Source organism: Acidisoma sibiricum (assembly GCF_057837225.1).
In genome coordinates this window covers 1,606,095-1,626,610 of sequence record NZ_CM174445.1, presented here as the reverse complement: position 1 = coordinate 1,626,610, position 20,516 = coordinate 1,606,095, and the positions used below count along the sequence as shown (strand labels likewise).

Annotated in this window: 19 protein-coding genes; 12 read left to right on the top strand and 7 right to left on the bottom strand. The window is 62.3% G+C overall.

Translation table 11 applies throughout. The features are described from left to right. The first annotated feature begins 64 nt into the window (after nucleotides 1-64). A complete protein-coding gene (locus tag AC3G7M_RS07850) occupies nucleotides 65-214 on the top strand; it encodes a hypothetical protein (RefSeq protein WP_489215393.1) in 150 nt (49 codons plus the stop codon). A 403-nt stretch (nucleotides 215-617) separates the two neighbouring features. Then, nucleotides 618-1,304 carry a lipid-binding SYLF domain-containing protein gene (locus AC3G7M_RS07845; RefSeq protein WP_489215392.1) on the top strand — a complete coding sequence of 229 codons (687 nt, stop codon included), beginning with the start codon at nucleotides 618-620 and terminating at the stop codon, nucleotides 1,302-1,304. On the opposite strand, the gene AC3G7M_RS07840 is transcribed toward AC3G7M_RS07845, so the two are convergent. Continuing rightward, nucleotides 1,301-2,149 (bottom strand): peptidoglycan-binding protein, encoded by an 849-nt coding sequence (locus tag AC3G7M_RS07840; RefSeq protein WP_489215390.1) that lies wholly within the window; start codon nucleotides 2,147-2,149, stop codon nucleotides 1,301-1,303. The genes AC3G7M_RS07845 and AC3G7M_RS07840 overlap by 4 nt on opposite strands. Before the next feature lie 186 nt (nucleotides 2,150-2,335). Here AC3G7M_RS07840 and AC3G7M_RS07835 point away from each other — a divergent pair, with 186 nt between their 5' ends. Both AC3G7M_RS07835 and AC3G7M_RS07830 read left to right on the top strand, forming a co-directional pair. Then, nucleotides 2,336-3,475: an alpha-D-ribose 1-methylphosphonate 5-triphosphate diphosphatase gene (locus AC3G7M_RS07835; RefSeq protein ID WP_489215389.1), complete on the top strand. Its 1,140-nt coding sequence runs from the start codon at nucleotides 2,336-2,338 to the stop codon at nucleotides 3,473-3,475. Beyond that, nucleotides 3,472-4,164, top strand: a complete 693-nt coding sequence (locus AC3G7M_RS07830) for a DUF1045 domain-containing protein (RefSeq protein WP_489215388.1) — start codon at nucleotides 3,472-3,474, stop codon at nucleotides 4,162-4,164. The genes AC3G7M_RS07835 and AC3G7M_RS07830 overlap by 4 nt, the downstream gene beginning before the upstream one ends. Before the next feature lie 7 nt (nucleotides 4,165-4,171). On the opposite strand, the gene AC3G7M_RS07825 is transcribed toward AC3G7M_RS07830, so the two are convergent. Then, nucleotides 4,172-4,936, bottom strand: coding sequence for a DsbA family protein (locus AC3G7M_RS07825; RefSeq protein WP_489215387.1), 765 nt, complete (start codon nucleotides 4,934-4,936; stop codon nucleotides 4,172-4,174). A gap of 156 nt (nucleotides 4,937-5,092) precedes the next feature. Here AC3G7M_RS07825 and AC3G7M_RS07820 point away from each other — a divergent pair, with 156 nt between their 5' ends. Both AC3G7M_RS07820 and AC3G7M_RS07815 read left to right on the top strand, forming a co-directional pair. Continuing rightward, nucleotides 5,093-6,586: a gamma-glutamyltransferase gene (locus AC3G7M_RS07820; protein ID WP_489215385.1), complete on the top strand. Its 1,494-nt coding sequence runs from the start codon at nucleotides 5,093-5,095 to the stop codon at nucleotides 6,584-6,586. A gap of 15 nt (nucleotides 6,587-6,601) precedes the next feature. Next, nucleotides 6,602-7,759 (top strand): pyridoxal phosphate-dependent aminotransferase, encoded by a 1,158-nt coding sequence (locus tag AC3G7M_RS07815; RefSeq protein ID WP_489215384.1) that lies wholly within the window; start codon nucleotides 6,602-6,604, stop codon nucleotides 7,757-7,759. A gap of 73 nt (nucleotides 7,760-7,832) precedes the next feature. Here AC3G7M_RS07815 and pstA read toward each other — a convergent pair whose 3' ends face one another. The 3 genes from pstA to pstS form a co-directional block, all read right to left on the bottom strand. Further along, nucleotides 7,833-8,717, bottom strand: a complete 885-nt coding sequence (pstA, locus tag AC3G7M_RS07810; protein ID WP_489215382.1) for a phosphate ABC transporter permease PstA — start codon at nucleotides 8,715-8,717, stop codon at nucleotides 7,833-7,835. Between the two features lie 84 nt (nucleotides 8,718-8,801). Further along, nucleotides 8,802-9,821, bottom strand: coding sequence for a phosphate ABC transporter permease subunit PstC (pstC, locus tag AC3G7M_RS07805; RefSeq protein WP_489215380.1), 1,020 nt, complete (start codon nucleotides 9,819-9,821; stop codon nucleotides 8,802-8,804). A gap of 19 nt (nucleotides 9,822-9,840) precedes the next feature. After that, nucleotides 9,841-10,938: a phosphate ABC transporter substrate-binding protein PstS gene (gene pstS, locus AC3G7M_RS07800; RefSeq protein ID WP_489215378.1), complete on the bottom strand. Its 1,098-nt coding sequence runs from the start codon at nucleotides 10,936-10,938 to the stop codon at nucleotides 9,841-9,843. Between the two features lie 376 nt (nucleotides 10,939-11,314). Here pstS and AC3G7M_RS07795 point away from each other — a divergent pair, with 376 nt between their 5' ends. Continuing rightward, entirely contained in the window at nucleotides 11,315-13,396 is a 2,082-nt protein-coding gene (locus tag AC3G7M_RS07795; RefSeq protein ID WP_489215376.1) for a hypothetical protein, read from the top strand. A 65-nt stretch (nucleotides 13,397-13,461) separates the two neighbouring features. Here AC3G7M_RS07795 and AC3G7M_RS07790 read toward each other — a convergent pair whose 3' ends face one another. Then, nucleotides 13,462-14,307 (bottom strand): hypothetical protein, encoded by an 846-nt coding sequence (locus AC3G7M_RS07790; protein WP_489215374.1) that lies wholly within the window; start codon nucleotides 14,305-14,307, stop codon nucleotides 13,462-13,464. A 354-nt stretch (nucleotides 14,308-14,661) separates the two neighbouring features. Next, a complete protein-coding gene (locus AC3G7M_RS07785) occupies nucleotides 14,662-15,045 on the bottom strand; it encodes a helix-turn-helix domain-containing protein (RefSeq protein WP_489215999.1) in 384 nt (127 codons plus the stop codon). 227 nt (nucleotides 15,046-15,272) lie between these two features. Between AC3G7M_RS07785 and AC3G7M_RS07780 the strand changes: the two genes are divergently transcribed. The 5 genes from AC3G7M_RS07780 (at nucleotide 15,273) to AC3G7M_RS07760 (ending at nucleotide 20,513) form a co-directional block, all read left to right on the top strand. After that, the gene (locus AC3G7M_RS07780; protein ID WP_489215372.1) at nucleotides 15,273-15,797 is read left to right on the top strand and encodes a DUF6362 family protein; all 525 of its coding nucleotides are present in this window, start codon (nucleotides 15,273-15,275) and stop codon (nucleotides 15,795-15,797) included. 232 nt (nucleotides 15,798-16,029) lie between these two features. Further along, a complete protein-coding gene (locus AC3G7M_RS07775) occupies nucleotides 16,030-17,136 on the top strand; it encodes a sulfotransferase family protein (RefSeq protein WP_489215370.1) in 1,107 nt (368 codons plus the stop codon). A 262-nt stretch (nucleotides 17,137-17,398) separates the two neighbouring features. Continuing rightward, a complete protein-coding gene (gene terL, locus AC3G7M_RS07770) occupies nucleotides 17,399-18,673 on the top strand; it encodes a phage terminase large subunit (RefSeq protein ID WP_489215368.1) in 1,275 nt (424 codons plus the stop codon). Between the two features lie 33 nt (nucleotides 18,674-18,706). Then, on the top strand, nucleotides 18,707-20,116 hold the full coding sequence (locus AC3G7M_RS07765) for a phage portal protein (RefSeq protein WP_489215366.1): 1,410 nt from the start codon (nucleotides 18,707-18,709) through the stop codon (nucleotides 20,114-20,116). After that, a complete protein-coding gene (locus AC3G7M_RS07760; RefSeq protein WP_489215365.1) occupies nucleotides 20,103-20,513 on the top strand; it encodes a phage scaffolding protein in 411 nt (136 codons plus the stop codon). Before AC3G7M_RS07765 ends, AC3G7M_RS07760 begins: the two co-directional genes overlap by 14 nt. Nucleotides 20,514-20,516 lie beyond the last annotated feature (3 nt).

Genomic DNA, 20,516 nt, shown 5'->3' with positions numbered 1-20,516 from the left:
ATCATTACCGCCCCGCCCGCCCCTGCCGTTTGACGTGGGAAATTTGCCCACCTATCCTGTTCGTATGATGCGTCTCGCCTTCGCACCCTTCTGGTTGACGGTTGTCCTGCTGCTCGCTGCCTGCGCCGAGGGCTCACCCGGCACGCCCGGGACGGCAACCGCCCATATCGATGGGTCTGCGACGTTCTTTGCCGGCGTCGGCGGCAGCCATTGACTATGCCAGATCAGGATAGCGCGGCGCGGAGATCCTGTTTCGGCGGGCCGCGGTGCAGCCAAAGCCCGAAGCCAGTTCATCTCGACTTCACAGCTCGATGACCTGATTGGCCAGGCCCATAAGCAACGCGATATCGGCATGCTGAGCGCCTGAATTCGGCAGTGTGAGGCGCGGCTTCCAGCCGGACCCGGGCAGGTCCGAAGCGGCGGATTCGGCCGGGAATGACCGGACAGCGAAAGTTCCGGGCGAGGGCTGCCAGAGCCGTGGCTGTCACCGATGGGACGAGGCGAGCGGACGTCAAGCCTGCCAACACACCGGCTCACTGCATGCGACCTCTTCGCTTGCATCGGTACGAAGCGGCCATATCTGCGCGGTCATAGAGGACTATGAGGAGGTCATTTCCATGCTGACACGCAGAACGCTGTTTCCGGCAGCCGCCGCCCTGGGGCTACTGGCCTCGGCTGGCATGAGCCTGCCTGCACGCGCCGATAGCGGGCCGCAGGATACTGTCAATCACGCGCTGGGAACCTTGCAGGATCTGCGCGGCGACAAGGAATTCGGCAATGCGCTGCAACTCATGCACCGTGCCCGCGCCGTCCTGATCGCGCCGCGCATCTTCAAGGCCGGCTTCTTTGTCGGTGGCGAAGGCGGCAGAGCTGTTTTGATGGCGCGCGGCATCGATGGCCGCTGGAGCTATCCTGCCTTCTATACCATTGCCTCAGCCAGTTTCGGACTTCAGATCGGCGCTCAGGAATCAGAGATGATCATGTTCGTGATGAGCGAACGCGCTCTGAACGCGCTGCTGCAGAATAAGTTCCAGTTCGGTGCCAATGCCGGCATTGCGGTTGCAACCCTCGGCTCGACGGTCGCCGGTGCGACGACCACCAATGGCGGGCCGGACATTATCGTCTGGGCTTCGTCATCCGGCGCATATGCTGGCATCAGCCTGGACGGCACGCTCGTGCAGCCCCAGAGCGATGCCGATGCGAGCTATTATGGCCGCCCACTCACCAGCCAGGAGATTATCCTGAGCCATGTCGGCAGCAACCCCAGTGCGACACCGCTGGTGCGGACGATGAACCACTTCTAAGCGACCAGGCGGAGCGCGGTCGCACGACCGCTCTCCGCTGCTTTCAAAGCAGCCAATGTCGCCGCATTGAGCATGCCGTCGGGTGCCAGCCCATGGCGTGTCTGGAAGGCCGTGAGGGCTGCGACTGTCATCGGTCCCCAGGCGCCATCGACGGTCAACGGCGGTTCCTGACCGAGATCGTTGAGCAAGGCCTGAACCCAAATTGTGCCGCCTTCGGCGCCCGCCTCTGTCGCCAGGGCTGATTTCCAGCGCGCGAGCCAGGCGACGCGGCCGGCCAAGCCGATGAACCCTCCGTTGAGGTGGTAGGTGACGCCGCGCACGTCGTCATGGGCCGCGAAGGGCAGGCAGCCGCAAAGCACAAAATCTGCTACGGCGCAGGCCAGAAAATGCTCCGCGCTATTGACCAGTGCTGGATGGTTCGTGAGATCGAGCCCCGTCTTCAGTCCCAGTTTCTGGTAATTCGCTCGGCCCGTCACCTGTGCGCCACCGCGACCGCGGAAATTCCATCCGTCATTGCTGCCTGGCTGGTTGCCGAGCCGGCCGTCATAGACCTCATTCGCGATCCTTTCCGGCTGATGCGCAAAGACGGCTGCCTTCACCGCGTCAAAGCGGGAGGGCCAGGTCGTGATTAAAGCCTGAGCGGCGTAGTTCAGATTCTCCTCGATCTCTGTTCCGGCGGCGCATTCGTGACTGAACTGCGCCATGGCGTGGGCGATCAGCAGATCGCTGGTCAGGCCATAGGCGGCGAAGACAGCAGGCGCGGCGGTGACGATCGCCGCCCGCAGACCGGGGATTTTGCTGTCGCCCAGGGGCCAAAGGGCATTCAAAACCGCCGCGCTCAGCATAAAATCCCCTCCCGTCAATCCTTATTATTTCGATAACAAAATATTAAGGCATTTGCCAGGGATTTTAGCGCGGCAGCCCGGGTTACCCTTGCCAGCAAGACGGGCTAACCTGCCTTCTCGCATGTCGTGAAGCGATGATGACCTTGTCTGCCGCCCCTGTTCTGTCCCTCTTCCCCGGCCCAATCCATGGGCGCTGACACCGTTTTCACGGGTGGCCGCATCGTGCTGGCCGATGAAGTGCTACGCGGCAGCCTGTCAATCGTGGGATCAGAGATCGCAGCGGTCGATATGGCTCCAAGCCGCTTGGCCGGTGCGGTAGACCTTGAAGGCGACTTGCTGATCCCGGGCCTGATCGATTTGCATACCGACAATCTGGAGCGCCAGGTGCTGCCGCGGGCCACCGCGCGCTGGCCCTCCCGCTCCGCCATGATCGCGCATGACGCGCAATGTGCCGTGGCCGGCGTCACCACGGTGTTCGATTCCTTCTGCGTCGGCGACCTGGGCTTTCAGGAGGAGCGGACTCGCACCTTCGTCGACGGTGTCGCCGATATGGACGAATTGAGCGAGGCCGGATTGCTTAAATCCGAGCACCGTCTGCATCTGCGCTGCGAACTGCCTGCGCCGGATATGGAGGCGCTGTTTCTGCCCTATGCGAATCATCCCCGTCTCACTCTCGTGAGTCTGATGGATCATTCCCCCGGCGTCGGCCAATGGGGCGATGTCGAGAAATATCGCGACCTGCTCCGCCGCGACGGCCTGACAGAGGAAGAGATCGAGACGAAACTGGCCCAGCAGCGCGACTCGCGCACCCGCTGGCGGAACCATAATCGGCATGTCGTTCTCAGCACAATGCAGGGCCGGGCCGTCACCCTTGCCAGCCATGACGATCGCACGCTGGAAGACGTGGCCGAGAATGCCGCCGATGGCATTCGCATCGCGGAATTTCCCGTGACCATGGCGGCGGCTCAGGCCGCCCAAAGCTATGGCATGCAGACCATCGCTGGCGCCCCCAATGTCGTGCGCGGCGGCTCCCATTCCGGCAATGTTGCGGCGGCCGACCTGTTACGGGCCGGTGCGGTTGATGCGTTCGCCTCCGACTATGTGCCGGCCGCCATGCTCGAAGCGGCCATCATGGCGACCAGAATCGCTGAGCTACCACTCCCCACGGCGATTGGCCTGGTAACAGACCATCCGGCGCGGATGGCGGGCCTGTCCGATCGCGGACGCATCGCCCCCGGACGGCGCGCAGATCTGGTGCGCGTGAGGATTTTTGACGGGGTGCCGATCGTTCGGGGCGTGTGGCGACAGGGCGTGCGCGTCGCATGAGTATCGCATCTGGATTTCGCGTTGCCGTCTATTATGCGCCGGATGGCGACGATCCGCTTTGGCGTGCAGGCTGCCGCTGGCTTGGGCGAGACCCCGAAACGGGTGAGCGTTTTGATCTGCCCGCGGCGGTGACGCAGCCCGATCTGATCAGCGATCCTTCGGGCTACGGCTTTCATGGCACCCTGAAACCACCCATGCGCCTAGCCGAGGGAATGACCTATGAGGCGTTCGTGGCTGCGGTGGAAGAATTAGCCCAGGGATTGAAACCCTTCGCGATGCCGCGACTGACCGTCCAGAATCTGCACGGCTTTCTGGCCGTGCGCGAAGCCGAACCAAGCCCTGAATTGCACGCAACCGCAGACGTCGCGGTCGCCAGCCTCGATCATTGCCGTGCCTTGCCGAGCGAAGCGGAACTCGTGAAGCGCCGGAAAGCGGGACTGTCAGTCGCGGAGGAGGCGATGCTAACGCGCTGGGGCTACCCGTATGTCTTCCAGCTTTGGCGCTTCCACCTCACCCTGTCCCGGCGGTTGGAAGCATCGGAGATGGCGCGGCTATTGCCCCAAGCCGAAGCCTGGTTCGCCGAAGCTTTGGAAAGACCCCGTATTTTCAATAGTCTGGCTATCTACACGCAAGCAGAAAGCGGTGCGCCCTTCGCGCTTTCCACGCGCGTCCCGCTTGGCAGCAGGTAGCTCGTCGCTAACCCGCCTGTGCCACCAGCTTCTGGAGATCGTCCAGGCTGATCGCGCCTGGCACCAGCTGGGTGCCGACGACAATGGCCGGCGTACCGGTAATGCCAAGCTGCTGCGCGAGGGTTGTATTCGCGGCCAAACGCTGCGCGATCACGGGATCGCCCATGTCGTGAATTAGCTTGTTGCCGTCCAGGCCAAGCTGAGATGCCAGGCTGCGCAGGCGGCTTTCGGTCGGGGGCGCCGGCTCCGTCATCAGAGCGGCCTGCATCTTCTCGTAGCCACCCTGACGCTGCGCAGCGAGGAGCGCGCGCGCTTCCGTGACACTGTTCTGCCCCAGGATGGGAATATCTTTAAAAACCACGCGCACATTGGGGTTCTGCTGCACCAGGCTGGCAAATTCCGGCCGCATCACGCGGCAATATGGGCAGCGCGTGTCATAGAATTCCACGACGGTCACCGGCGCTGCAGGATTGCCGATCGCGGGGTCGGCTGCATCATGCGCCAGTTCCGCCTGTGCCGCAGCGATTGCCTTGCCCTGAGCCGCTGCCTGTGACGCCTGGTCCTGAGCCTGCAAGGCGCCGATCGCTTCCCGCAGAATGGACGGGTCCTGGACCAGTTCCTGCCGGATGAGCGCCATCACCTCTGCACGCTGAGCAGGGCTCAGCGCCGTACTATCAGCGGCTGACGTGCTTTGCTGAGCGAAAACAGGGCCAGCCCAGGACGCCATGGTCAGAAGCAGCCCTACGGCCGTAAAAATCGAGCGATAAGACATGCGGGTCACTTCCACAGCATCACGAGCTTAGATAAGCACGCCCAAAGCGCGCCCTTGCGGTTGCCGCCGCATATGAAGCCGTTTATGGCACCGTTCCATAGCTTGGGCCAACCCGGCCCCCGACCCCAACTGGAGTGGCGCGCCTATCGCGCGAAGATGATGATGGCAACTTCCCTCGCCTCGCCCATGCAGTTTTCAAAGAAGACATCCCTCTTCCGGTCTACCGCGGCATTGGCATCGCTCGCCGTCACCCTCAGCGGGTGCGGCATGTTCCACCATCGCTTGCCGGGCGCCGGGCCGAATCCAAACGAAGCGCCAGTGCCGGGCGTTGTGAAGTCCGACTGGTCCGGCGTCGTCATCGCCGACGAGCCTGTGGCTGCTGAAGCCGGACGCGCGGTGCTGGCGACTGGCGGCACGGCCGCCGACGCCGCGACCGCCGTCGCCCTGACGCTGATGGTAACCTTGCCCTCGCGCGCCTCGCTGGGCGGCGGCGGCGGTTGTGTCGCCTATTCCCCCTTCGTGAAGACGAACGGAGTCGCAACGCCGCAGGCCTTTGTCTTCACCTCGCCATCTGGCTCGACAGCGGGCAGCCGCCCGGCTGCCGTGCCGATGACGGCGCGTGGCCTGCTGCTGATGCAGGCGATTTATGGCTATACGCCGATCCAGCAGCTCATGGGACCGGCGCAGCGCATGGCCGCCCTTGGCGTGCCGGTGTCCAAGGCGCTCGCCAATGATCTCTCGGTCGTAGCGGGACCGCTTCTGGCAGACCCAGCCGCGCGTGCCGTCTTTGCCAATGCCCAAGGACAGCCCTTGCAGGCCGGACAGACGATGGTGCAGCCGGATCTGGCCAATACGCTGGATGTTCTGCGCACACGGGGCATTGCCAACCTGTATCAGGGCGATCTCGCCCAAGCCTTCTCCCAGGCATCGGCCCAGGCCGGCGGCCCGATTTCCATGGCCGATCTCGACCATGCGATACCGCTGGAGGAGACGCCTTTGGCACTGCACGACGGCGGCAATGTGCTGAATTTCCTACCGACTGACGGCGGCTTGGCGGCCGCAGCCGCTTTCCAGCAGCTGCGCAAAGACCCCGCCAATGTCGCCGGCGCCAATGATGCGGCCCTCGCGGTCGCCACGGCCTATCGCAATGGAACTGATCAGGCTGATCCGCAGGCGCTGCTGAAAGACGCCAATCTCCCGGCCGGACATCTGCCGCCGCTGGCGGCTTCGACCAGCTTTGTCACTCTGGACGGATCGGGGGCGGCCGTCGCCTGCAGCCTGACCATGAACAACCTCTTCGGCACCGGCCGCATCGCGCCTGGTACGGGTATCCTGCTTGCGGCCGCACCCGACCATGGCCGCGCGCCGCTGCTCGCCCCCGTCGTGATCTGGAATAGGCCGACAAACTCCTTCCGTGCCGCCATCGGCGGAACCGGTCAGGAGGGGGCGCCCCTGGCGGCAGGTATCGCCGCCCATGAAGCATTGTCCGACCGTGGACGCGCCTTTGGCACGACCGTGCCCGAGCCCGGACGCCTGAACGGCGTGAACTGCCCGGACCGAGTGCCGGGTAGCTTCAAGAGCTGCGTGTGGGTCACCGATCCGCGTGGCGAGGGTTTGGCGATTGGTCATATCGGTGCCAAGTCGAACTGACGGGCAATCGCTGCCATGGGCCTGAAAGTTGGGCGGGGCAGCGCTATCCCGCCCTTCCGGGTGATGGAGGTCATTGCCGCCGCTAATGCGCATGCGGCACGGCGCGGTCCCCATGACCCACGCGTCATTCGCATGGAGGTCGGCCAGCCTGCCCTTGGCGCGCCGCAGCAGGCGGTGGAGGTCGCGATCGCAACCCTCCGTCGGGGTCATGCGCTCGGCTATACGGAAGCCTTCGGGCTGAGCAGCCTGCGGCATCGTATCGCCCGGCACTATCAGGACTGGTACGATACCCGGGTCGATCCGTCGCGGGTCGCAGTGACGACGGGTGCATCCGGCGCCTTTCCGCTCGCCTTTCTCTCCGCCTTCGACGCTGGCGACAGCATCGCACTCGCCGCCCCCTACTACCCGCCTTATGTGAATATCCTGACGGCGCTCGGCATGACGCCCGTGATCCTGGAGACAGGCGCCGATACCCGGTTTCAGCCGACGGTCGCGATGCTGGATCGGCTAGACCCCCTACCGGCTGGGCTGATCCTGGCGAGCCCCTGCAACCCGGCCGGGACGATGCTGCACCGGGACGAACTGTCGGCAATCGCCCAGTGGTGCCATGCGCATGGCGTGCGACTCGTGAGTGACGAAATCTATCACGGCTTGCATTACGACAGCCCGATTGCGACCGCTGCTGCCTTCAGCCCCTCTGCTATCGTCATCAACAGCTTCTCGAAATACTTCTCCATGACCGGCTGGCGCGTCGGCTGGATGGTTCTGCCGGAGGATCTGTGCCGCCCGGTGGAAAGACTGGCCCAAAACATGTTCATTAGCGCGCCCCATATCGCGCAGCTCACAGCCGAGGCTGCGTTTGACTGCGGCGCGGAATTGGATGCGCGCCGCGCCGGCTACCGGCGGTCGCGCGACCTGCTGCTGGACGCCCTGCCGCGTGCCGGCTACCCGAAGTTGAGCGCGGCCGAAGGTGCTTTCTACCTCTACGCCGACATCAGCGACCGCGGCGAGGCCAGCACAGATTTCTGTGCCCGGATGCTGGAAGACATCAGCATCGCCGCGACGCCCGGCATCGATTTCGATGCGAGACAGGGCGAGCATTTCGTCCGCTTCAGCTACTGCGGCGGCGAGGCCGAGATGGCGGAAGCCGCAGAGCGGCTGCTGCGCTGGTAACTGCCGACAGGGACCAAACAAAAAGGGCGGCCCTCAGGAGCCGCCCTTTTTCATCCCAGCACGGTCCCAGCAATCAGGCCGCGCGGACACGCAGGATGGCGCGGGCTGCGAGGTTGATGGCGAGAACGGTCATCATCACCAGCAATGCCGCTGCAAAAGCCAGCGCATGGGCCGAGGCGAAGGGCTGGTTGATGAAGCTCCAGATCACATAAGTCAGATAGCCGATGGGCTGATGCACGATCTGCCCGTTCCACAGGTAGTTGGACCAACCGGCTGTGTAGATCAGCGGGGCCGTCTCTCCGACGGAAATGGCGAGCGACAGCAGTACGGCGGTCAGGATACCCGGAAGCGCGACCGGCAGCAGCACGCGGAGGACGACCTTGCCGTCATTCGCACCCAGCGCATAGGCGGCTTCGCGCATGGGAATGGGGATCTGACGAAGAACAAGCTCCGTCATCTTGGCCATATAGGGCAGGATCATGATGGCAAGTGTGATGGAGGCGGCCAGGACAGAGAACTGCCATCCCAGCCAATTCACCATGGTGACGTAGGAGAAGTAGCCGAGCACAATCGATGGCACGCCCGTCAATACATCCGCGAGAAAGCGAACGGTTGAACCAAATCGGCCATTGCCGAATTCCGCGAGATAGATACCAGCACCGACCCCGATGGGAACGCCGAAGAGCAGCGCCCCGATCGAGAGGACGACGGTGCCTTCGATCGCGTTGAGCAGACCGCCGCTGACCCCCTGCGTGACCTGAGTCAGAAGCTGGATGGATAGGGCAGAGAAGCCGCGCACCAGAACCAGCAGGATGATGTCGATTAGCGGTGCGGCGACCAGTAGGAAGCAAATAGCGCAGAAAGCCCAGCCGAGGCCGCTGCGCAGCTTGCGGCCGCCAACGGCGCGCAGCCTGGAGGTGCTGCGATGAAAGCTGGGGGCTATGGCCGCGTCACTCATTGTGTCTGTCCCAGAATTCCAAAGACCAAGCACGACCGATCGCTGCCGCAGGCTCTGCCCGCATCGAGGCCCGTCATCTGACGCTCAGCGTGTGGCACTGGCGCCGCTCCTGACGAGAAGCCGGGCGACGATATTCACCAGCACTGTGATCACGAAGAGCACGATGGCGATCTCGGCAAGCGACTGCACGGCAAGACCGGACTGGTCCTGCTCCGCGCTGTCGAGCTGTGACAGGATGAAGGACGCCATGGTGCTGATGGGACTCATCAGCGTCGTCGGCATGTAGTTCAGCGCACCGCCGGAGACCATGAGAACGGCCATCGTCTCACCAAGCGCGCGGCCTAGACCCAGAATGATCGCACCGATAATGGCGGGCCGAATCATCGGCAGCATGGTGAAGAAGACCATCTCGAACTTAGTCGTGCCCAGAGCGTAGGCGGCCTCTTTTGCTTCCTTCGGAATGCGGCTGAGCGCGTCATAGACGGTGATGGTGATGACGGGAATGACCATCAGTGCCAGCACAAGGGAGGAAGACAGGAGGCCGAAACCGCTGCCGCCGGCCTGGGCGAGAAAGGGAATGAAGGGGAAGATCGTGGCCAGGACCGGCGCGATGATATGAGCCGCGATCGGCACCAGGACGATGATCCCCCAGAGGCCGTAGACGACGCTGGGCACCACCGCCAGCAGCTCGACAACAATGGCGAAGGGTGTTCGGAGCTGACGCTTGACGCCTTCGGCGAGGAACACAGAGATGCCCAGGCTGACGGGAACTGCCACCAGGAGTGCCAGAAAGGAACTCGCTAGCGTTCCGGCGACGAACACCAAACACCCGTAGGTCGCGCCGATCGGCGCCAGAACGCCATGATGCTCGACCGGATCGGCATAGAGATTGCCGAGATCCCAGGTCTTGGTCAGTAGAAAGTCAATCCCATTGAACTGGATAGCGGGCCAGGCATAGACGACGAGGAAAAGCATAACAGCTGCGATCACGACCGGGATGACCCCGGCCAGACCGATCAGCGTCAAGCGGAAGGGGCCAGTTGGCCGCCGCCGCCTTTTTGCCTTCGCAGGCGGACGGGCAAGCCCGCCCGCTGCGCTATCCATCTGTGCCTGGCTCATGCGATCAGGAAGCGATCGTCGCGATGCGGGTATGGCTCTGCAGACGGATCTTGTCCGGGAGGGCCACGAAATGCACTTTGGAGAGATAGTCGCCAGAGCTGCCGCCGTTGGGATCGATCGCCCAGGTCAGCAGACCCTTGATGGCCTTGGCGAGCGCCGCGTTCGGCTGCTTCGAGTTCACGATGGCATATTCATAGTTGATGATCGGGTAGGCCATCTCGCCATCCGCAAAGATCAGGCTGATGCGCTGATCCGGCGGGGTTGAGTCGATAAGGCCGGAAGCGGCGGCGACAATGGTCTGCGGATTGGGCAGGACAAACTTGCCGGCCTTGTTCTGCAGGAGGGCGACGCCGAGACCAGCGGCCTGAACCTGCGCCAGGAAGCTGACGCCGACATAGGCGATCGAATAGGGGTTCTGACCCGTCGTCTGCACCATGCCAGGATTGCCGATAGCGCCGATGCCACCCGGAACTGCCGGCCAGCTGACCGTGGTGCCGTAAGCGACGCTGCTCGCCCACGCCGGGGTCGATTTCGTCAGATACTGCGTGAAGATGAAGGTATCGCCGCTGCCATCGGTGCGGTGGATCGGGAGAATTGTATGCTTCGGAAGCGGCACGCCAGGGTTGATCGCGGCGATCGCGGCGTCATCCCAGGACGTGATCTTGCCGCTGTAGATTCCGGCGAGAACCGGGCCGCTCAGGTTGAGCTGGCTGCCGTTCAGGCCGGGCAGATTGTAGATGACGTTCTGCGCGGAGATCGCCAGGGGGATGTTGAGCATGTCGGGGTGCTTCTTGACCTGCGGACCCGCCATATAGGCGTCGGACGCGCCGATCTGCGCGATACCGGCGATCGCCTGGGCGATACCGGTGCCGCTGCCCGTGCTCTGCGTCGTAACGCGAAGGCTCGGGTCGATCTTATTGTAGCCCTGCACCCACAGGTTGAAGAGCGGATAGAGCAGGCTGGAGCCGGTCTCGAGGATCGTCACGTCGGCGGCCTGCGCTGCGCCAACGACGCCGGGAAGCGCGAGGCCGACAGCCGCCAGGCTCACGGATTTAAGAAATTGAGCGCGCGTTAAGCGCGGGACCAGATTGCCGTCCGACATGATTCTCTCCAAAGCCTGATTAACTGCGATCCGATCGACCGCGGTGCGAGGCGTTTACGAGGGGATAGCCGGGAGTGAGATGACAGTCCCGTTGCAGTTTTGTGACATCGCCTTCGAGCGGTCATCGGCAGTTTTCCGTCCACTCCGCGACCGTAGGAAGAAACGCGTGGCCTTATCGCCATCAGCAGGATAATCTTGCGTCGAGTGTCATGTGGACAGTGTCTATGTCATCCTTCGGATGCACGACCTTTCCTCAAGGCAGCAGCGAAGAGTGTCTATTGCCGGGACGGCACGACGTCGGCTGGGGGCGCGGATGCGCAACAAAGCCGTGCCGTCGCATGAATCCGACCCGAGCCACAGGATAGGGGGAGCTTTGATGCAGCCCGATGTTATGCCGCTTGCGATCACCGAGCTTTTGCATCAGCCCGAACTAAGAATTCTCTTCTCCGATCTAGATATCCGCGTCGATGATTCGTTGGCTCAGCCGTTTCTGCTGCTGGACCAAAGCCAGATCCTGATCGGCAGCCCCCTGCTCGCGGCATCGGCGGAAAGCCTGTTTCATATGCGCCACGCGATGGAGCTGGCCTGGCTGAGCAAGATGGCGGACCCCGCGCTTTCCGGGCTTGCCGCTGCCCGCTGCGCGGCTTTGGCCGTGGCGCTGGAGACCTACGGCTCGGCCGGGGCCACTTTGCCCGGATGGATTGCGCCACTGACGGGCTATGCGGCACCCGACCTGAGCACGGCCAGGCGGCTATGGGCAAAGCTTGCCGTCTATCAAGAGAGAGGCGTCGGCCAGGACCTCAGCGCCGCGTCCCATGCCAAACTCGTCGATTGCTGGTCGATCCTCGCTCCGAGCGAGTGGCTGATGGAACAGGGCGGCGATGCCAGGCTGGGCGTTGATCCGTTTACCGGCCTGAACGGGTATGGGTGCAGCCATAGGCCGCGCCCTTGGGCTGTGACCTTCGCTTCCTCCACCGCCTCCTCCGTCTCAGAACGCGGCTATCTGGGTGCGGAAGCCGCACGGCGGCGCATGATCGCCTCGGGCTTCGCCGGGTCGGCTGCCGCGGCAGTTTTTGAGGAAGCGGACCGTGTGCGGGCGGCGCTGGCCTACCACTTCAACCTGAGCCGTGGGACGGGGGTGATTCTGGCGCCGTCCGGGACGGATGCGGAGCTTATCTCTCTCGCTCTGGCCAGCGCTGCGGAGGACCGCCCCATCACCAATATTCTTCTGGCCCCGGAAGAGACCGGAAGCGGCGTACCCTTGGCTGCCCGCGGCCAGCATTTCGCGATCGATACCGCGCTTGGCGTCGCTGTGACGAAGGGCGATGCTGTGGACGGATTCCGCCGTGATACCGCCCTGATCTCCATCGCCGTGCGAGACGAGCAGGGCCATGTCCGCCCGCCGAGCGCGATCGAGGCCGATTGCGTTCAAGCCGTCACACAAGCCATCGCCGCCGGCCGGAGGCCTGTGCTCCATATACTGGACGTCTCCAAAACCGGCTTGCGGGCACCGGGCATCGATTGCGTCATGAGCCTTTGGCAGAGCCATGGGCAGGCTATGGATGTCATCGTCGATGCTTGCCAGACGCGACTTCATCCCGGCACGATTCGCGACTATCTGGCTCGCGGCTGGATGGTGTTGATCACAGGGTCGAAATTCTTTACCGGCCCCCCCTTTTCTGGCGCGCTGCTGGCGCCGGCTGCTGTCACCAGCCGGCTTGCCGAGAGCGCTTTGCCCGGCGGATTGGCGCTCTATACAGGCCGCGCTGAATGGCCGCGGGAACAGACCGGTGTGGACTGCCTGGAACACGGGCCGAGTCCACTCGGTGGCAATTATGGACTGGTGATGCGCTGGCAGGCGGCCCTTGCTGAAATGCAGGCTTTTGCTGAAGTGCCCGGAGAGCGGCGACGCGAGATACTGCATCGCTTCGTAGGTCACGTAGAGCGCTGTATCGCCGCGACGCCGGGCCTGACCTCCGTCAACGAGAATCCGGCCGGGGAAAGTGCCGCGGACTGGGATTTGACCGAGACCATTCGCTGCTTCGTCCTCAGCCTGCCTACAGGCCGCGGAGCAGAAGGGATGACGAGCGCCGTCGCGGGGCAGCAGACCCGCTTCCTGGATCTCGCCGCCGCCCGCAAAGCCTATATCTGGCTCAATGCCGATTTGACCAGCACGCTGACCGATTTCGTCTCAGCTTCCGACCAGGCTATTTTGCGGCGTCGCTGCCATATTGGCCAACCGGTTGCAGTCACCTTTAATGGAGACGCGGCGGCCGCGTTGCGGGTGTCGGCTGGGGCACGGCTTATCTCGGGTGAGCCGTCATTGTCGCATCTCGCACCCGATGAGCGTTTGGAGCGGGAGTTGGCTGACGTCACCATCCTTTTCCGCAAAATCGCGCTCATCCTCGAGCATTTTGACCGGCTATCGGCGTGCAACCCCGCGCCGAGCTACGATTGATAGAGCCACAAAATCGGCAAGGCCAAAAACTGCATTCCAAAGTTTTTGGCCTTGCGCTGACATATTCAGAAGAGCTTGTGGTCGAAGCCGGCGAGCGTGATGGTGGTGCCGTCACTCAGCGTTATGACGTCACCTATAGGGCCCACATGCTCAGCTGGTAGATTGGCGGCCGTATAACCATAGCCGGCAAAGCCAAAGTTGTCGGATGCCGTGAAGCCGATGATGACCTCGGAGCCCCCGGCATGGCCCTTGACGAACAAGAAGGCATCATGACCCGAACCCGCGGTGATGGTCGAGGCACCCCCGCCGCCAATGACGCTGTCAGCGCCGCTGCCGAGAATGGCAACGAGCGTGCCGGAATTACCCAGCGGATTTGTCGCGATGGTTTCCGCACCAGTACTTTTTGACTCATCGATGCCTGTAATGCCGGCAGAACCGGCAACAGCCAGCGAATTGGTACCCGTGACATGATAGATACTGGTCCCTGTGCCGCCAACGAGCGTGCTGTTCGCGCCTGATGCCGTCCCGACGAAGCCGCCACTACCACCTGTAACGGAGCTGCCGGAACCGGTCAGAGAAAAACTCGTCACGCCACTATTTGCGCCCAACAGAGTCGTCGCGGCGGCCGAGGATACCGTATCGTTCGGCGCGGCGTAGACGGAGGTGGCGGTTTGCGTTGTGATGGCATTACCGCCAGCGCTCGTATCGGCGACAGCACTGGCCCCGGACAGCGTGACGGCCGTGTTTGCCGAAGCCAAAACGACAGGACCGGTTACCGTCGTCACCCCGCTACCCGAGAAGACGGTATAAGTCGTCGACCCATTCAAAAAATTGGTGAAACTCGCCTGAGATCCCCCTCCGCTGAATTGTGAGGGAGTCGATCCGCCACTTGTCGTTACCGACTGGCTCATACTCGTCATATCTCCTGTCTGAAGCTATGCCCGCCGCATGATGCCGCAGTGGCGAGCCCCGCCAGCCAATTACGCCAAGAAAATCAACGAGAGCCTAACGGCGTGAGCTAAACTGCTTACTTTGCGCAAGATTTTTCAAGCCGCACACGCGATAGCGACCATCGATTCATTATTGCAATACAACGTCCACTTTCCCTGGCGGGCAGATCAGAATAGCCACTCTTGTTTCTTATGAGAAACATGTTGATCGATAAGGGTATCACTTTTACGTGATAAAACCGCGAGGATCGACATTAACCCCGCAGGATCATCGCAGCACGGTCATCGATCGGACAGATCGATCAGATTCCAGATCTAGCGAACCGCCAGACCATGCGCCAAGCGCAAGAGTTCCGCGCGCTGATCTTCCCTCAAGGAACGATAAAGATTGAGAAGCGCCCGCTCATCCGCGCCCTCTGCCGTCAAAAATGCCTGATTTTGGTCCCCTGCAAGGAGATAGCCGGCGGAAACACCCAGGACAGCCGCGACGCGGGTGAGGTTGGCTCGTACTTGCCCCGTCCGATCCGTTTCCCACTGCGCAACCGCGCTCCGTGAGACCCCTATACGCCGCGCAAGCTCCTCCTGCGTAAGCCCTAAAGCCTGACGGCTTTGGCGGATGCGCGATGCGACACTGACATCTTCTCCCGCCGCATCAGTCTGCCCAAGCCCGGCATGCTCGGCACTCGGACGGTCCTCCACTTTTCGTTTCAATTTACTCTTGCCCAAAATTGTTAGTTAATCTAACGTTATGATTATGAAACCAGTATTCTAGGCCATATTGCTCGATGCTCTTACCGCAGCAACCCTGGCCGAGCCTCGGCCGCCCCCTCAGACCTGCAGTGTCACCGAAAGCAAATTTTATGCCAGCCCTCCACCATCGCCATAGAGCGTTTGCGGCCAGGCTTCCCCCATGCAAGGACCCGTACATGCAGACACGCCAGCAGATGTCCCAACGCCGCATTGCAGATCGCCGGATTTCCCGCCCGCAACCAAGCGACTCGCCCGAATTTCAAGGTTTGGTCGCGTGCTTGGAAGAAGCAGGTTCCACGCTTCTCGCCATGCCGCCGGCCGGCTTCTCCCCACGGCTGCGGACCACAACCCTGCCTGTCCTTAGAGAGGCAGCCGAGGCCTATGGCTGGTCCATGGCCGAGCTTCGGGCGCCCTTGCCTTCCGCAAGCCGGATCAGCCGTATGGACAAGGCCATGGGCTATCTCGCGCTCATCCCGCAGGACCGATATCTTCTGCGCCGAATCGTCGGATGCCGCGCTCTTGTCCACCCGGTCAGCGGACGCCATCTTTTTTCCTGGCGACGCCTCGGCGAACTGATGAACGCCGATCATAAGGCGGTTCAACGCTGGCATGGCGACGGCATCCGCATCATTCTGGATGCTTTGCGGCGCCAAGCTGCAGATATCGGCCAAAATCAAATGACTGTACGGACCAGAGAATGACCGCCATGCCAGGGCGGACACCACCTGCGCTTGACCGCCTATGAGCGGACCGCTACCCCGCGCAGGTGCGTAAGGAAAACTCTCGACCGTGACAATCGCCTCCTCAGCCTTGTCTTTCGCTGATCGTATGTCACGGGTGACCGGGCTTGGACGCCGCCCCCTCAGCGCGGAGGCCATGATAGAGGCAGCTCTGGCCGGTGCTCCCGCAACTGCCTTTGGGCCGGAATTCGGCTTGAGCCAGTTTGCCGAAGGCCTGGCCGTGCTGGTGAGCGCTCTCGAGCAAGAGGCCAATCTGTCGGTTTTCGGACGCTTCGCCGTGCGCTGGGATACGATCCGCTGCCTGCAAAACCTGATGCGCATGTGGCAAGAGGAAAGCACGGCACCTTCGATCGCCGAGACGCCGATCCACCACCCTATGATCATCACCGGACTGCCTCGCAGCGGCACGACCTTCATGCACCGTCTGCTGGATTGCGATCCCATGACCCGCAGCCCGAGCTGTTGGCAAACCATGGCACCCTATCCCCCTGCCAAGGGCCCCGACAAACGGATTGCACAGACGGATCGCGACCTCCGCTATTTTTCCTATATCGCGCCAGGCTTTCGGGACGTGCATCCGCTGACGGCCCGCATGCCCCAGGAATGCACCGAAATCACAGCACAGGTCTTTCAGTCGCTGCGATTCGATACGACCTTTCGTATTCCAAGTTATCTCGACTGGCTGGATGGACAGGGGCATCATCTGGCCTATCGCTTTCACAAGCGCTTCCTCCAACATCTTCAGCACCAAAGCAGCGACCTGCCTGACGCCGTACAATGGGTCCTGAAATGCCCAGACCATGTCTTCGCTCTGGATGCCTTGCGCAGTGTCTATCCAGACGCCCGCGTGGTCTTTGTCCATCGTGATCCGCTGAAGGTCCTGCCCTCCGTCGCTAAACTGACCGAGATTTTGCGCCAGCCTTTTACAGGGGCCCCGAACAAGACGGAGATCGGCGATCAGGTGACTGGACGCTGGCACCAGGGCGTGGAGGCGATGATGCGCGCCGCTGACAGTCATGACTCGGCTCACAGTAACGAGCCTGGCATCTGCCATGTGCAGTATCGCGAGTTGACGGCCGATCCCATCAACACCATCGGCCGCCTCTATGGTCATTTTGGCATGGTGCTCAGTCCCGAGGCTCGGGCTTCGATGGAAATCGAGATGAACCGCGAAAAACGGGGCGGCTATGGCCGCAATGTCTACCAATTTTCAGAACATGGTCTTGATGCCAAGCGGGAGCGGGGTTTCTTCGGCGGCTACATGCAACGCTTTGGAATTGCCGAAGAGGTTCTGGTCTAGATTTTTTATTTTGTTACCGTAAATTTTTTCTGGACAAACACCCCAGAATTCCTTATATAAATACTCATGATGGTTTCTTGCGTCGTTGACGTCAGCATGTCTTTCGGAAATTGATTTAACGACCAATTTCAACTCCAGCCATTCAAATCATAGTCTTGATCAGAAAGGCCCCGCTTCCCGGATGGATTTGGGGCTACCGGCTTGGGCTGAACATGTTCTGGCACCGTGGGATCAGAGCCCGGCGCGTCATCATCGCCTCCTCATGGACGCGTTGGAAGCGGTCGGCCGCGGCGAGACCGACCGGCTCATGGTCTTGATGCCGCCGGGATCAGCCAAATCAACCTATGTCTCGATCCTGTTTCCTGCCTGGTACCTTTCCTGCCATCCACGCGCCGCATTGATCACTTGCTGTCATACGGACAGTCTTGCCAGCCATTTCGGCCGTCGCACACGAAGCCTGGTGCAAGAGCAGGCAGGCATTCTTGGCTACGGCATTGCCGGCGACGAGCGCGCCGCGCATCGCTGGCGCACCAGCTGCGGCGGAGAATATTTCGCAACCGGCTTGCGCGGCCCTATCACAGGTCGGCGCGCCGATCTTGTTATCATCGATGACCCCGTCAAATCCTGGGCAGAAGCGGATTCGCCGCTTGCGCGCGAATATACCTGGAACTGGTACAGATCCGATTTGGTACCGCGCCTGAAGCCGCGCGGCCGCATCATTCTTGTCATGACACGCTGGCACCAGGACGACCTGGGAGGCCGCATCCAGGAGATGGAGACCGGCTGGAGCGTCCTCAGATTGCCAGCCCTGGCGGTGCCGCCCGATCCGCTTGGACGCAGCCCGGGCGAGGCACTATGGCCGGACTGGGAAGATGCCGAGGCGCTGCTGCGCAAGAAGACGGCCATGGGCGAGCGCGCCTTTGCGGCGCTGTTCCAGCAAGACCCGCGGCCGCCTGCAGGCGGGCTGTTCCTTACCGAAAGACTGAGAGTGACCGACGCTGGCCAATTTGACAGCATGGCCGCTGTCCGCGCCTGGGATCTGGCCGCTGCCGTGCCCGCGCCGGGACGCGATCCAGATTGGACAGTCGGGCTGAGGCTGGAACGCGACCAGCATGACGGCTTCATCGTGCAGGATATTCGACGCCTGCGGGGCACCCCGGGCGAGGTGGAGGCCGCCATCATCTCGGCCGCCAGCCAGGACGGTGCGGCCGTCGTGATCGCTTTGCCACAAGACCCCGGCCAGGCCGGCCAGGCTCAGATTGCCTATCTGACCCGAAAATTGGCTGGATATATTGTCCGGTCATCGCCCGAGACCGGGTCCAAGCTCACCCGCGCCAGCCCCGTTGCGGCACAGATTGAGGCCGGTAATGTCAGTCTCATACAAGCGCCCTGGAATCGGACTTTTGTCGAAGAGCTGCGTGACTTCCCTCATGGCGCCAAAGACGACCAGGTCGATGCCCTATCTCGTGCTTTCATGACGCTGGTGGCACCCGCCAAGCCCGCGCGCCGTATGCATATTTCGCTGCTGGCGCGCTGAGGACGTCAATCGCTTCCTACGACACGGACACCCATGTTCGACACACTGCGTGCCCTGCTGCCGCGCGATACGGATTATCCGGCGCGCGTCGCGGAGCTTAACCTGCTGCAACGCGTCCTGAACGGCACGCTGTATGATGTCTTGCCCTATCAGTTCCATGAGGAGCGCGGCGCCGGCGGCGAGTATATTCCCATTCGCCAGCGGCGTCCGTCCATCCGCTATGCCCTGTGCCGCACGGTGGTCGAGGATAGCGTCGCACTCCTGTTCAGCGAAGGGCATTTTCCCCGCGTTCTCTGCGATGATCCTGAACTACGCGCCTTTTTAGCCGATCTGGTCCAGGATTGCGGCCTGAATGCTGTCATGACGGACGCGGCCTTGCGCGGTTCTGTAGGGTCGGTCGCTCTGCTGCTGTGCATTCTGAAGGGCCGCGTCTATCTCTCAGCGCTCGACAGCATCTTTTTGACCCCCGTCTGGCGGAAGGATGCCCCCGGCACGCTGCAAAAAGTGACCGAGCAATACAAGGTTCGTGGCACTGCGCTGCAGGCGCAAGGCTACGACGTATCCGACGCATACACCGATTATTGGTTCTGCCGTGAGTGGGATAGCGAAAGCGAGACCTGGTATCAGCCGTGGCCCGTCGGTGTCCCTCCGCCGGGTGGCCCCATCGTCGATGAAGACCGCTCGATCCATCATCGGCTCGGATTCGTACCGCTGGTCTGGGTCCGCAATCTTCCCGGCGGCGACAGCACCGATGGCGGCTGCACGTTCCGCGCTGCGATCGAGACCAGCATCGAAATCGATTACCAGCTCTCTCAGGCAGGCCGCGGCCTGACCTATAGTTCCGACCCCACCCTGCTGATCAAGGAACCGGCCACGACAGACCGGGACATCATCAAAGGTGCCGGCAACGCCCTGCTGGTAAGCAAGGATGGTGACGCGAAGCTTCTTGAAATCGGCGGTACCGCGGCCAATGCGGTCATCGACTATGTCCGCGTGTTGCGGGAACTGGCGCTTGAGAGCGTGCACGGCAATCGGTCGTCTGCGGATCGTATCGCGGCCGCACAATCGGGGCGTGCCCTTGAATTGATGAACCAAGGACTGATCTGGCTCGCCGATAATCTGCGCATCTCCTACGGGACGAACGGTATTCTGCCGCTGCTGCGGATGATTTTACGGGCCGCGGACCGCTATCCGATCACGGTTCTTGGACGACACGCGCCGAAAGCTGCGGCCGACACCCGTCTCACGCTGGACTGGCCGCGCTGGTATCCGCCTTCGGCTACCGATCAGCTGGCCGAAGCTCAAACCCTCTCGACCCTCGCGGCATCAGGACAGATCAGCCGCGAAACCGCGGTCCGCACCATCGCGGATGCCTATGGCATCACCGATGTCGCGGCGGAACTGGACCGGATTGCAAAGGACAACCCGCATGACGACAGCTGACGTGCCCTCGCCGGCAGAAGAACCCGAAAGCATAGAAGCCCTGCGGGCACATGCTGCATCCCTGGAAGAGAAGATACGATCACTGTCCGAACAGGCGCGGACCAGCCAGCTGATGGCAGAGCTGAAAGCTGAAGCCATCCGCGCCGGAATGGTCGATCTGGACGGGCTCAAACTGCTCGATACCACCTCGCTGACGATCAGCGATCAGGGCGAAGTCGCCGGCACTGCCACGCTGATGGACCGTTTCCGGCGCCAGAAGCCTTGGCTGTTCGGTCATACCTCAACCAGCACGACCACTGTGCCGCCGCCGCAGCAGCCACCCCGCGCCAAACAGGCGACCGACATGACGCCAGACGAATACCGCACGGCCCGCGCCGCGATTCTGCGTCGCATCTGACCT